At 37.4% G+C, this 14,223-nt stretch carries 10 protein-coding genes, 1 tRNA gene and 2 pseudogenes; 2 read left to right on the forward strand and 11 right to left on the reverse strand.

Annotation, left to right across the window (positions count from 1 at the left end):
- Nucleotides 1–6 precede the first annotated feature (6 nt).
- From QQS40_RS02005 to mazG, 5 genes are all read right to left on the reverse strand, one after another.
- A complete protein-coding gene (locus tag QQS40_RS02005) occupies nt 7–1,671 on the reverse strand; it encodes a bifunctional metallophosphatase/5'-nucleotidase (protein WP_297568295.1) in 1,665 nt (554 codons plus the stop codon).
- A 131-nt stretch (nt 1,672–1,802) separates the two neighbouring features.
- Nucleotides 1,803–2,132 (reverse strand): DMT family transporter, encoded by a 330-nt coding sequence (locus tag QQS40_RS02010; protein ID WP_297568298.1) that lies wholly within the window; start codon nt 2,130–2,132, stop codon nt 1,803–1,805.
- A gap of 214 nt (nt 2,133–2,346) precedes the next feature.
- Entirely contained in the window at nt 2,347–7,434 is a 5,088-nt protein-coding gene (locus QQS40_RS02015; RefSeq protein WP_329505842.1) for an Ig-like domain-containing protein, read from the reverse strand.
- Between the two features lie 21 nt (nt 7,435–7,455).
- Nucleotides 7,456–8,346: an OmpA family protein gene (locus QQS40_RS02020; protein WP_289902532.1), complete on the reverse strand. Its 891-nt coding sequence runs from the start codon at nt 8,344–8,346 to the stop codon at nt 7,456–7,458.
- Between the two features lie 288 nt (nt 8,347–8,634).
- Nucleotides 8,635–9,423: a nucleoside triphosphate pyrophosphohydrolase gene (gene mazG / locus QQS40_RS02025; RefSeq protein WP_329505844.1), complete on the reverse strand. Its 789-nt coding sequence runs from the start codon at nt 9,421–9,423 to the stop codon at nt 8,635–8,637.
- Nucleotides 9,424–9,702: 279 nt separating this feature from the next.
- Here mazG and QQS40_RS02030 point away from each other — a divergent pair.
- Both QQS40_RS02030 and QQS40_RS02035 read left to right on the forward strand, forming a co-directional pair.
- A pseudogene (locus tag QQS40_RS02030) lies at nt 9,703–10,026 on the forward strand (hypothetical protein); the annotation flags it as partial.
- Nucleotides 9,927–10,474 (forward strand): annotated as a pseudogene (locus tag QQS40_RS02035) (phage late control D family tail protein); the annotation flags it as partial. The pseudogenes QQS40_RS02030 and QQS40_RS02035, both read left to right, overlap by 100 nt.
- 16 nt (nt 10,475–10,490) lie before the next feature.
- On the opposite strand, the gene QQS40_RS02040 reads toward QQS40_RS02035, so the two are convergent.
- The 6 genes from QQS40_RS02040 to QQS40_RS02065 all read right to left on the reverse strand — a co-directional run bounded on the left by QQS40_RS02040 (nt 10,491) and on the right by QQS40_RS02065 (nt 14,210).
- Nucleotides 10,491–12,548: an RNA/DNA-binding domain-containing protein gene (locus QQS40_RS02040; protein WP_329505846.1), complete on the reverse strand. Its 2,058-nt coding sequence runs from the start codon at nt 12,546–12,548 to the stop codon at nt 10,491–10,493.
- Between the two features lie 45 nt (nt 12,549–12,593).
- Complete coding sequence (locus QQS40_RS02045; RefSeq protein WP_329505848.1) at nt 12,594–12,821, reverse strand: excalibur calcium-binding domain-containing protein; 228 nt, start codon at nt 12,819–12,821, stop codon at nt 12,594–12,596.
- 10 nt (nt 12,822–12,831) lie between these two features.
- Nucleotides 12,832–13,239, reverse strand: a complete 408-nt coding sequence (locus QQS40_RS02050; protein ID WP_329505850.1) for a hypothetical protein — start codon at nt 13,237–13,239, stop codon at nt 12,832–12,834.
- Nucleotides 13,240–13,288: 49 nt separating this feature from the next.
- On the reverse strand, nt 13,289–13,531 hold the full coding sequence (locus QQS40_RS02055; protein WP_329505852.1) for a hypothetical protein: 243 nt from the start codon (nt 13,529–13,531) through the stop codon (nt 13,289–13,291).
- A 34-nt stretch (nt 13,532–13,565) separates the two neighbouring features.
- Nucleotides 13,566–13,802 carry a hypothetical protein gene (locus QQS40_RS02060; RefSeq protein WP_329505854.1) on the reverse strand — a complete coding sequence of 79 codons (237 nt, stop codon included), beginning with the start codon at nt 13,800–13,802 and terminating at the stop codon, nt 13,566–13,568.
- Nucleotides 13,803–14,134: 332 nt separating this feature from the next.
- Nucleotides 14,135–14,210: transfer RNA gene (locus QQS40_RS02065), tRNA-Trp, on the reverse strand.
- Nucleotides 14,211–14,223: the final 13 nt, after the last annotated feature.

The following is a 14,223-nucleotide window of genomic DNA, read 5'->3' on the forward strand; positions in this document are numbered from 1 at the left end:
GATAGATTAGTTTAATCCAATGATTTCCCAACGGTTGTGAGATTGACCATCGATTTTACCTTTCTTCACGTTGGTGATGTAATCGATCATCATATTTTGGATCGTGCCTTTTTCACGGCCCATTGCCACTTTAGATTCCCAAAGTACAGGAATTTGTTGTCCTTCCCAAATCCCACCTTTACCGTTTAACTGAGCGAAACGATATGAGTTCATACCCACTTTTAATTTCATGTCATCAGTTACCGGTTTGCCGTCAGCAAGGGTTAAATCAACGATTTTGCTACCTTGTGGATTACGTAAGTCAATTTTGTAATTTACGCCACCGAAAATGTCGTAAGTCACATATTTTGATTTTTTACGTTCCGCATTGTAACGGTATTCAGTGTCACCCGGTTGGATGGTATCGAAGTAGTTAGCTGACCATTCCATATATTCTTTCAATTGTTTACCCGTCATTTCATAAACGGTGACATCACCGCCTGCATAACGATAGTTAAAGATGATGTCTTTTTTCTTGATATCGCCTTTATTCATGCGTGCTTTTTGGTGGTCGAAAGAGAACGTTACCACATCTGCACCACTGTAATGTTGTTCAACATCATTAATGAATGAAGACAAACCTGTATCTCTTGAGAATGCAGCAGATACACCGTGTTTGGTCTCTTGTGGCACCATTTCATTTACAGTTTGACCAATCACCACATTGTTTAATTCACGTAATTTCTCGTGGTAAGGTTTATAGATTTCGGCAATTTTCTTATCCGCTTCAAGTTCTTTAACTGGAACGGTTTTGGATTCTTTCTTCACCAATTTCACTTCTTTTTTATCGTTGATATCAAAAGTAAGATCCACTTCAGATACCACAGTACCGTAACGGTGTGGTTCGGTGATTAGTGTATTTTTAATGGTTTCACTTGGCACATCTTTGTGCATGTGACCTGCAATCACCACATCAATGCCGTCTACCGCATTGATCACATCACGCATACCAGTGTCTGGAATCTTGTTTTCATTGTCGATACCCATGTGAGCGATCACGATGATTGCATCAACACCTTTCGCTTTTAACTTATCAACTTGTGTACGAGTTTCTTCAGTTGGTGAAGTAAATTTCATGTCTTTTAAGTTGCCCGTGTCTTCTTCAAATTTTGCTGACATTGGGGTACTTAAACCGATAATCCCTAGTTTTACGCCATCTTTTTCAATGATAGTTGTCGCATCAATATAACGTTTATCGTTTTTCTTATAATAGAAATTTGCCGTTAATTTTTTCGCTTTGATGTCTTTTAAGATTTCATCTAATGCTTTCATCCCAAAGTTAAACTCGTGGTTACCAAGTACGAAAACATCGTATTTCATTTCGTTTAATACTTTTGGAATTGGGTGATCTTTGTAATATTTTTTATCTTTTGCGAACACATCAACTTGGTTATCTTGGATCGCATCGCCCACATCCACTAATATCACGTTTTTGTTGTTTTTACGCACATCTTTCACATAAGTTGCGATTTGCGCATAAGAACCAGATTTGTCTTCTACGTCTGCGCCATAGCTCCAAGGTACAACGCGACCATGAATATCAGAGGTACCCAATATTTTAATATTTACTTCTTGTGCCATTGCCGTGCTAATTGCTGAAAATGCAAATAATGAGCAAAGTAATTTTTTCATAGAATTTCCTTTAAAGTTACACAAAGTGCGGTTAAAAATGCCGGAGAATTATAGCGATGAATTGATTGCCAACATAATTTTATTTTGAAAAAAATTAAATTTGTGAGCGCGATCACATTTCATTTGGAGGATTAATGTCCTGTTTGAGAAAACAAGTTAATCACTAAAACACCACTGATAATCAATGCCATACCAATCAGCCCAGCGGTATCAATTTTCTGACCAAAAGCGAAGTACGCCACAATCGTCGTCAAAACAATGCCAACTCCCGACCAAATGGCGTAAACCAAGCCCACGGAAAGCGTGCGAAACACAAGAGAGACAAAATAAAACGAAATGGCATATAAGGTTAATGAACCTATTGTAGGTAAAAGTTTGGTAAAGCCATCGCTGACTTTTAATAAATTCGTTGCCACAATTTCAAGGCAAATCGAAATAGCGAGTAATGTCCAAGGATTCATATCAATCAAAACGTAAAGTAGAAAACGCTATTCTACCTTAAGCGGCTGATGAATGTAACCGAATTTGGCGAGCCATCACTTGCATATAAGGTGTCGTTTGTTCAAAGAAATAACGGTAAGAGGCACATACATAATTATGTGAATTGAGTTCATTTTATTACATAAAAAAACACCCCTCATAGAGGGGTGTCTGATTATAACGATCTTAGATAAGTTAGATTACTTGAATACCTTGTTCAATATAAACTAATTCAGTCGTAATCGTACCTGTATTACCGCTAGTGTAAGAATACACATCATAGGTAACACCATCTACAGTCTCTTCGGTTCCTTTCGCCCATGTACCCACATTTGAACCTGTGATACCGTTAGAGGTATCTTTCAAGTTTTGTGCTGTATCGTCATAGTTATTGTTATTACCTAAATCGACAGTATCTAATGATGTACCGCGGATGTAGACCTTCGCAAGCGTATCACCATCTTGTTGTAAGTCTGATAATCTAATGTTAATGTCTTGACGACCATCTGCTGTTAAATCAAAGATTTCAACATTTTTGAAGTTAGACATTTCATAGCTATGACCGACTTCTTTTAATACGGCAATATCATTACCTTCGCCACCTTCAACTGTACCACCAGTTACACGACCACTGAAGTTAACAATATCATCGCCTGCACCAAGATTAATTGTACCGCCTGAAAGGGTAGAGATATTTAATACGTCATCGCCCATACCCATGTCAACTTTACCACCATTAATGCTGGTAAATGTTGCAGTATCATTACCCTCACCCATATCAACAGTGACTGTTTGAGCGTCAAGACCGTTATTAATACCGCCGGCTACGAGTACATCGTCACCTTCACCCATATTAACGGTTGCACCATAACGTAAGTTACCGCCCACTTTAAACAAGTCGTTACCTTCGCCCATGGTTACTGTCGCATAGTCAACGTGTCCTGCAACTACGAATGAGTCTGAGCCATTACCGAAGAGGAATGTTTGTGATTTTGTAACATAACCACCCACTTCTAGACTATTATCACCGTTGCCAAAGTCGTAACGTCCGCTGCCTGAGCCATCAAGGTTGCTCTTCACATACATACTGTCATTACCTTCACCAAAGGAGACATTCATCGTTGCTCCGACATTAACTGCACCATTAATCACTAAGCGGTCGTTACCATTACCAAAGTCAATATCATATTGGCCTCCAGTTGCAATTTCTGCTGTATCGAAGGTCAGTTTATCGTTACCTTCACCCATTTTTAACGAGCCACCTCGCCATGACTGTAAATTACCACGTAATTGAATATGGTCATCACCTGCACCGGTATCCACATTCAATTTTCCGCCGCCAACCATGGACGCCATGTTACCATTTACACCCGCTTTACGAGCATATTCATCTAAACCAACCACGAGGTGATCATTATCATCCGTGAATTTCAAGCCATTTTCATTCGTTGCTTGGCGGCTAGCAATATCTGTGATTAACCCAACGTTAAATTTACGTCCTTGTGATGGATCTGGCCCCATTTCAGTATTCATATTACTAAATAGGTTACGAATATACATAGTTTTCGTTGAAGCAATATTACCTGCAGAATCAATCACTGTTACTTGCATACCCTCAGTTGAATAACGATTAAAGTTGTCAGCAAGATTAACGGTGTAAGTGCCATCATTATTAATCTCTGCTGTTGTGGTTGATGTTGTACCCGCAGTATTTGGGTAACTAATCTTAACAACCGCACCCACTTCTGAACGATCTGTAATGCTGAACGTAATAGACGTTAAGTTACCCTCTTTATTGTTTGTCATCGCAGTTACTTCCATCGACTCAACTTGAGTATCTAAATAAATATCTTGACGAGTCGTGAGTTCTACTGCATTCGTTGCTTTATTTTGTACTTCTGCAGTATAGCGATATTGAGTACCAAAGGTTTCTGGCAATGCATCAGTGAAAGAGTATGTTTTACCATCCGCACTTACCGTAAATTTATTAGTGAGTACTTCTTTATTGAAGACGTCACCATCTTTTGTTACGGTTTCGCGGTAAATCACCATATTTTGCGCAGAAGTAATTTTATTATCCAACGTGAAAGTGACAGTTGGGGTTGCATCATTTGTTAAACCATCTGCAAGTGTTTTGATTGCTTGTAATTTCGTCGCATCACTTGCATCAATGGTTTTACCATTAGCACCGACTACACCTTCATACTTACCTAAGCCACCATTTCCTGATAATAGACCACTTGCTTCAGTTCCTTCAGAACGAGTGTTTGCGCCTTTGTATTCATCAGTGAAATCATCCTTCACTTCCACTACAATTTTCGTTGGTGGAACTTCAGCTTCTTCGGTCTTAGCTGTATCGATTCCTTCTTTCGAGCTATTACCTTGAGGATCTTTAACGATGGCTTTCACTTCATTGCTTTCACCTGCAGCAAGCGGAGTGAAGGTCACTTTTACACCGTTTTTAATGTTATCTTCAGTTAAGACGATATCTTCAGTTTTTCCATCTGGATAAGTGACAGTTAACGTATCACCTACGCTGTAGCCTGCATTTTCAGGGAATGTAATAGTCGCTGTTGCTTTACCATCTTTGTTTAAGTCAGAAGCATTAATGATTTCATCATCCTTATCCTCAATATGAACAATTGGTTTACCTTCATCATCAGCTTCACCATTGCCATCTTTATCACCCGGTACGCGAGCATCAACAGTAAAGGTTTTTTCATTACCTTCTGTTGCATTACCATCACGTGATTGACTTACTGAGACGCTATAAGAACCATCTGTTGTTACATTTTCTTTAGGAATAGTAACTGCTACTTTACCTGCAGTTGCTTCATCTTCAGTTACAGTATGCTCAATGGTTTTCGTTGTGTTATCTGGATTTGTGATGGTTAATGTAACTACATCCCCGGCTTTAGAATTGGTCTGTAATTTCACTTCCGTTTGGATACCATCATTTAATTCAGTCGCCGTCACTTTACCATCGTCCGCTTCAGCAATAGTAAGCTCAGGTTTACCACTTAGATCATCACTATTTGGTTTTGCTTCTGCTGAAGCATCATCACCTGTGTTACCTGCATTATCTTTTGCTTTTGCAGTAACAGTTGAACCATCTTTTACCTTATCTTTGGCAATAGTTGCAACACCTGTGTCTTTATCGACAACAACATCTGGATTATCTGATTTCCATTTACCATCATCACCCTTCGTTAACGTTGCAGGATGTTCGTTACCATCTTCGCCTGTATAAGTAATTTCAACCGTTTTGGTATCTTCATCTGCTGGCGGTGCAATGGTCATTGAACCATCATCATTCGCTGTCACTGTTGGTGCTGCTGGTGCAGTTTTGTCCACAGTAAATCCTGCTGGGGTACTTTCCGCACTGCTGTTACCCGCTGGATCGGTCACTTTCGCTGTTACTGTATAATCACCTTCACTCGGTACCTTATCTTTAGGAATAGTAACTTCCGCTGAGCCATTATCAATATCATCTTTAGTTACTTTATGCGTAACTTCTGACTTATTACCTTTTGGATCGGTTACCGTTAATGTAATTTCATCGCCCACTTCGGTATTTGCAGGGATAGTGACTTTTGTTGTAACACCATCTTCAAGCTCTTTCGCATTGATATACTCGTCACCGTTACCATCTGTGATAGTTACGATTGGTGCGCCATCTTTGGTGTTACTGTCAGTGTCGCCATTACTTGCTTCACCGTTGTTATCAACATCGCCTGGGATGCCCGTATCGACTGTGACTTTTTTCGGTTCGCTGGTTGCACTTGTATTACCTGCAGGATCAGTCACTTTAGCTGTAATGGTGTAATCACCATCTGTTGGCACGTTGTCTTTCGGAATCGTAATATCTACTGAACCATTTTTGATATCATCTTCTGTCACAGTATGTGGAATTTCAACTGTCTTACCGTTTGGATCGGTCACCGATACAGTGATGGTATCACCTGCTTTTGTTCCTGTTGGGATAGTTACTTTCGTTTGAATACCATCTTCAAGCTCTTTCGCATTGATATAGTCGTCACCGTTACCATCTGTGATGGTTACGATTGGTGCGCCATCTTTGGTGTTGCTGTCAGTGTCGCCATTACTTGCTTCACCGTTGTTATCAACATCGCCTGGGATGCCCGTATCTAATTCAAAAGATTCGGTATCACCTGAAACGGCTGGATTATTGCCTTGTTGAATGGATACACCGACTTTATAATTACCATCAGCCGGTAAGCTTTCTTTAGGGATAGTAAGGTCAATTTTACCATTAGTTACTTCGTCACCTGTCACAGTGTGGCTGATTTGTTCTGTAGTACCATCTGGTTTTGTGATAGTCACAGTTACAGTAGCGCCTTCAATTGTACCTTTTGGTAAAATAATCTGAGTTTGAACACCATCTTCCAATTCTTTACCATTGATATAACCATCTTGAGCTTCTGGAATAATAATACCTGGTTTGCCTTCTACTTGGTCAATACCTGAGATTGCATCGCCTTCAGAACCTTTATTGCCTGAATTATCCGTTGCATTCGCAGTTACTTTAGTATTATCTTTTACTTTATCAGCAGGAATAGTGGTTTTACCTGTATTTTCATCAACAATTAAATTTGTATCTGTTGAGGTCCATTTACCATTATTACCTTTTTCCACTGTAGAGGTATGCTCAACACCATTTTCATCAGTATAGCGAATAGTTACCGTTTTGGTGTCTGCTTCACTCGGTGGCACAACATCTACGGAACCGCCTACGTTCGCAGTTACAGTTGGCGCTCCTGGAGGGGTTGTATCTTTACTACCACTACTGCTATCATGACCCGCAGCAATCGCAATACCCGCAATAGGAACAAGAGCTAATAACCACCAAGGATTAAACGCCCACATTGCAGACTTCAGCGCTTCTCCACCTAACGCTTGACCAACTGACACTTCCTGAGCTAATAAAGTTACAGCATCAGTTTGTACACCAGTTTCTGGTACATATGGATAAAGATTTCCATTTTCATGTGTACCGACAAGCAAATTTGAATTATCTTGATCATAGTAATCTTCGATAATTAAATCTGGTTGTTCAATATCAGAACCTTCAAACGCAATTTGTAAATCATTACCAACACGCTTTGTGGTAATATTTTCAGGCGCATAGCCCGTGTTTTGATCAATTAATTGATAATTAACATCATTTTGTGCTTGTACACGAACTGCTTGCTTAAGATTTGTATTTAAATTAATGCTTTGAACTGTTTCAGATGCATTATTAATTTTTAGAATGATATTCATTATTCTAATTTTCCCTATCTATTAGTTATTTACTGTATGTAATTTAATTTCTACACGACGGTTTGGTTGATTACAGACTTGTAATTCAGATGTGTTACCAGCATGTTGTGCTTCGCAATTCGTGACTTTTAAATTTTGAGCACCGTAACCAGCTGCATGGACAAGATTAGATTTTACACCGCCATGAACCAATAACTCTTTTACGGTTTTTGCTCGTTGTTGAGAAAGTGTTTGGTTGTATTCAGCGCTACCTTGGGGATCAGTATAACCAGATACTTCAACCGAACGAATGTTTGCTGGATATTCCTGAATATCTTTTGCAATAGCGCGAATTTCATCACGTCCATTAGGAAGAATACTGTTAGCACTATATTGATCGAATGGGAATAATGCTGAAGCATTTAATACATAGCTTTTCGGCCCACAAGTATTTGCATATTCAACACGAGAGAGCGTATTGGCTTGGAATCTAGCATTAGCCATCTCTTCTTTTGCTGTATTTTGATCAACCTCTGTCATGGCAACATTGCCCATCTCATCTACACTCACTCGGAAATAAATTAATTTACCGCCTTCCAAGGTATAGTATTTACCGCCAGTGTGTTTAAAAACATAAGCAGGATCTTGCATCTTTGTAAATGCGCCAATACGTTGAGGCTGTGCACATACCACTACCTCTGAAAAGCCATTACGTTGTAATGATGTTTGATATTCACCATTTACAGCAATATTGACTGCTGGAGTAGACTCGCCACTGTTATCACGATAAACAACAATACCGGCATCAGTACTACTAATGTTTTCATTTAGAGATTTATTATCAAAATTTTGCCATTTTTCATTTGTTGCTGTACTACAAGCAGCTAATACCGCCGTCAAACTTACAACAAGTAAAGTTTTCTTTAAGAGCATATTTACACCTATTCGAATACGAGTTATTCATTTTATGAATCACCACTCAACACTTCGATAAAAAGTATTTAGACAAGTGGCTTGGCCAATATATGTTTAAATAATAACCTTGTCAATAACCAAAATGAGAATAAAACAAAAATGATGAAAATATAATCAGTCATCGAAAAGCTGATTACATTGAGTGGATAAATAACCGAATTTAATTATGGTAATTAGCATAAAAGGAATAGTTATCCATTTTATAGAATAAAAAATGGCAGAGGAAAGCACCCTCTGCCATTTCAATTATTTTTCTTCTTTTTTTACTTCATCCCACAAAATATCCATTTCGATTAAAGAAAGATCTTTAATTGATGAACCTCGTTCTAATGCCTTTTCTTCAACTTTTCGAAAACGTTGTTCAAATTTATTATTCGACTTACGCAAAGTTTCTTCCGCATTGCATTTGAGATGGCGAGACAAATTAACCGTTGCGAAAAATAAATCCCCGATCTCCTCTTCTATTTTTTCTTGATTACGAGAAGTTTGATTGATTTCATCCCTTACTTCTTGCAATTCTTCTTCAACTTTAGCTAGTACAGGTTCAACATCATCCCAATCAAAACCAATCTTTGAACATTGTTTTTGCATTTTTTGTGCTCTTAACAATGCAGGAAAAGCATTCGGAATATCATCTAGAATAGAGTATTTTTCTTGAACTGATTTCTCTTGTGCTTTGATACTATTCCAACGAGCTACTGCCTCTTCTTCATTTCCAGCTGTGGCATCTCCAAACACATGAGGATGACGACGTACAATCTTTTTAGAAATATCATTAAGAACATCATCAAATGTGAAATAACCATCTTCAGAAGCAAGCTGGCTAAAAAATACAACCTGTAATAAAAGATCGCCAAGTTCTTCCCTTAAATTAACAATGTCTTTCTTTTGGATGGCATCAATGACTTCATAAGTTTCTTCGGTTAAACAAGGAATCATTGATTCATAATTTTGTTTAAGATCCCAAGGACAACCGCCATTAGGATTACGTAATTGGGCAATTAATTGAATAAAATCTTGAATGGAATAATGCATAAGAATATCTCTGAAATACTAAAAATGCGATTAGTATAAAACGAATAGCAAAATAAACAATATTCTTAAAAAAGTTAAAGATAATTTGATATAAAATAATGGCAGGGGCGGAGAGGCTCGAACTCCCAACACCCGGTTTTGGAGTTATGTAAACTGTGAATAGTTAGCAGCCATTAAGAAAATAAATAACAAAAAATTCAATCAGTTATCCAATCAATCAAAATTTAATCACTTCCCAAATATTAGCACAAAGTTTATAGTCTTTGTCACATCTAAGACACATCACGCCTTGGCGTCAATACACTCAATGCACTTAATTATGGCAAACGAGCGCTTATTACGGGCGGTTTGGGGATCAGCGTTGCAACTGCCGCCCCTGTGCAAGTTGATACTCGTACCCCAATTTCTTCTCGTCCAATGATGGCACAAACCAGCCAACCAATGAGCGTAAATATCACTATCAATGCCGCACAAGGCATGGACGAACGCGCCATTGCACAACAAGTGGCAATAACTACAATTTCTCCATTGCAGAAAGCGAAAACTACAAAGCCGTGCGGGCGTATTGGCACGATACGGACAGCGGCAAGCGTGGCGAAATAACAGTGGATGAAAACACCAAGATTGTGAAAAAACAGCGAATGAAAAAAGGCAGAACGCTAAAAAACGCACAGTGAAAGGCAGACGATTAAGCAAACGCAAATACAACAAAATTGAGAAACAAGAACCCATTACAAGTGACAGTTCTCAAATAAAATCATTGCGACACACCTATGCAAGCGAAAAAACCGCCATTACTGCCGCAAAATCTGCCTTTGATAAGCTAAAACGTGGCGTGGCAACTTTTAGCCTTAATCTCGCCTTTGGTGAACCTGATTTAATGCCAGAAACGCCGATTGAGCTGTTAGGCTTTAAAGCCGAAATTGACGCCACAAATTGGCTGATCACAAGAGTAACGCACAATCTTTCAGACGGCAGCTTTATCAGTCAAATTGAATACGAATTGAAAGTGGAAGATGAAGAAGTGGAAGTGAAGAAGGTGAAAAAATAAAGCGGTCGATTGACCGCTATTTAACAACCCGATAGGATTGATCTTTATGAGTTGGCTGCTGTGGAAACGCAAGTTCTAGCACGCCTTGGTCTACAAATTCTTTTAGATGTAACCATAAAGCTGATTCTGTTATCCCTAAAAGCTTTGAAAGTGATTTCTTTGTAACAAACTGCTCATCACACAATTCAAGTACAAGTTCTTTCAGTTTTTTTCTATTCTTCTTCTTTTTTCTATAAAAATCATCAGGAACAATATTCTTAAGTTTTTCTAAAAAGTCTGGATTTAAATCATCTAACTCATTAATAATTGTCCGACCATCCTTTGTTGTTCGTCCAAGCTCATCAAGATCAAAGCTATAATAAACTAATTTATGTTCATTCTTAGCTTCTAAGTTAGCTTCTAAGTTAGCTTCTAAGTTAGCTTCTAAGTTAGCTTCTAAGTTAGCTTCTAAGTTAGCTTCTAAGTTAGCTTCTAAGTTAGCTTCTTCAACTAAACCTTCAACATTAAAATTTACCTGCGTATTCAATGTGACTTCATGACGTTTACCATAAATCTCTTTTAAATCGCCAACATCTACCCAAGGTAAAACATAGAATTTATCTTTTTTCTCACCTTTGCCTAAAAGTAATCCCTTTCTTTCTAAAGCAGGTAAAGCAAGTGTAATATCTCTGCTATGATAGTCTTTTTCTAACTTTTCAGAGAGAATGGAATGTTTAATCCATCCTCTATTTAAGGCGGTCAATAACAAAATTTTCTTGTGCAAATTATTATCTAAATTTTGATATTGAGCACCTAATCTCAGATGTAATTGTTGGCTGGCTTGAATAACTGAGCTATCTTGTAACGTTAAAGTTAAAAGTGTTTTTTCTGCATCCGTACTCAACACCGGTGTAGTTAATAATTCTTTACGATAATTTGAGAAGATAGTTTCAATTCCTTTCCCTTCTCTTTCACAAAGACCTATTCGACGAAACATATTGTGTAAAATTGCATTTCGACATATAGATTTTTTACCACTTTGAGCTTCTAGGATACTCACTAACATAACACCAGGGTTCTCAAAATTTAACATATTTAATGTTTGCGATATTTTGAGTGTTACTCTGTCATTCAAATAATCTGAATGTGTAAGCATATTAATAAAAGCTTCACGTAATGCACCAGTTATCAAGTTGTCTTCGCTTCTCGTTAGCTGGTCTAGTGCAAAATGTTTATTTTTAGCAAGATTAAATAATTTGGGTGCAACTTTTAAATAAAATTCAAATAAGTTTCCTTCATCTAGCTCATCACATGTAATTCGATCATCGTATCGGTGATCTGTTTCTTTTGATTTATACTCTAACAAATAATGAGGAAGTAAAGACCGAATAATATCTAATTTTCCAAACATTAATAAGCCAGCATAAGTTAAACCACTTTTCCCGGTTTTAAGATCTATTTGATAACCATTTATTTTCTTTAATAATGATAAGTCATCTAGAGCAAGTAATGGACTTGTTGAATTGTAATTTTTAATATATTGACGATATTTATCTAACGTAGGTAAATGAATTTCCGAAATTGATGTATTAGGAATAACGTTGTTATCTTGATTTATTTTAGTATAGCTAGAAAGAAAGTTTTTTAATTCTGCAGGAGATAGTTTATGATCACCTGTATTTAAACGAACGTAAGCATTTGTAATGTCCCCATTCAAATAAACTGGAATAGAATTGTTTTCCGCTTTTTGAACATAAATAGCAATTACACTCTTTTCTGCAAAAATATCATTCTCATAAAGTACACAATCATCATTTAAATAATGACAGCTCACCTTTTGTCCACTACGAGCTTGAGAATATAGATCATCTACAATTTTGCGAGCATCGCTTACACCGGTAATACAAAATTCTCCGCCTTTTTTTTCAGAAATACCAAGTAAAATAAATCCACCTTGTGTATTCGAAAAGGCACTAAAGGACTTCCAAAAATCTTTAGGTAAGCTATTCGCTGCAGCTTTACATTCTAGATTGGCTTTTTCCTGAATTTTTTTAGGGTCAGCTAAGAAATCTTTTATATCATCCCAATTTAACATTTATCGTTCTAACTCAATACTTAAAAAATTATTACTATCCACTACCTACCCACAAATACTCTCACAAGGCACGCCATCGTGATCACGGTCGAGTTTGTGCATGCCGCACTCTCTTAAATGGAATTTAGCATCATCGCAATTATCCATGTCCTTACAAGTGCGTTTTCCATCACTACAACTAAACTGTTCTGCATCTGCTTTTTTACTTTTTGCAAAAGTTGCTGTTGAGAAAGCAAGGGAAAGTGCGGTTAGAATTAGGATAAATTTTTTCATTGAATGCTCCTTAGAATTTCTTTAATCCATATTTAAATGTACGTTCCTCAAGTTCATTGTCAGACCAATCATGTTTTATTGGTGCTGCACAAACTGTTTTATCTATGTTTATTCTGTATCCAAAATTATTATCGCGATCCCTTACTTCGATAATTTTGAAATCAATATCTTGCCAGTAACTAGGTTCAAAATAGCTATCATCGCAGATTATCCTTACAACATATTTTGCATAATCACGTTGAATAATAGGTTTATTTATCCTTACAGAAATAACATGATTAAGGTAATTTACATCTTCTTCAGGATCTGCAACTGATGATACTTCATCAAATAAATCTACAATTTCATCAGGTACAGTTTGAGAATAAGCAGATACACTACAAAATAGTGTCAATAAAAACAAAAGTTTCATCTTCATAATTTTCACAATCAATCGCCATTACCACTTCTTCATCTTCAACGGCAAGCTAAAGCACGTTATGTGGCGTGGCTTGCGTTAAAAATGTTGTACCGAGTTTCTCTTGGAAAATCGCAAGTGCCCGCAGCATTTCTTGTGTTGCCTGCGGTGTATAGAGAAAAGTCATCTTCGCTTGTGGCGCACCTGAAACAAACTGAAAACATTCCACCGTCATTTCTCCTGTCTCGGCATGGAAAGTGATATTGAGCGGTAAATCAACTTCAATGGAAATAACCAGTATTTCGTCAGTCATGGGAGCCTTATTTTTATGGAGAAATTAATGACTACTATTTCAATTCAAGGAGGTTTTGTAGTGAACGTACATATTTACGCCCCACTTCATCATCTTGGTGAAGTTCAGCAAGAATCTGTTGATATTGTTGATTCCATCGCTCAAGTAGTGGAGAAAGAGCTTGCACGATTGCAGAGTTTTCGGAAGCGTTCGGCACTGCGAGACAAAGAATAGACTGTTGCATTTGCGCCTCAAGTTTTTCGAGACGTCCTTCAATGGAAAGTGCGGTCATAAAAACCCTCAGGGTAAGAGAACACATAATTATTAGTGACTGAGTATAACAAAGTAAACAAAAACAACAAGGAAAAGGGTATGGCGAAAACAGAAAAAAACGCGAACTAAAATCTGAAATTATTGCATTTTGTGTGACGGCAAGTTTTAAAGAAAAGTTACAAGAAATGGCTCAAGCGGATAAACGGGAATTGAATGATTTTATCCATTTGAAATTGGAAGAATGTATTAATTAATCAGTCAGTAAGATAACATTAAGCCAAACGAAGACGATGATTTCTCACAAGAAAATTTTTACAATATAATAAATTATTGAAAATGAAAGATTTTTAATGGCAGGGGCGGAGAGGCTCGAACTCCCAACACCCGGTTTTGGAGACCGGTGCTCTACCAATTGAACTACGCCCCTATTGGTATTAAGA

This window comes from Haemophilus parainfluenzae, from assembly GCF_036288925.1.
GTDB lineage: Bacteria > Pseudomonadota > Gammaproteobacteria > Enterobacterales > Pasteurellaceae > Haemophilus_D.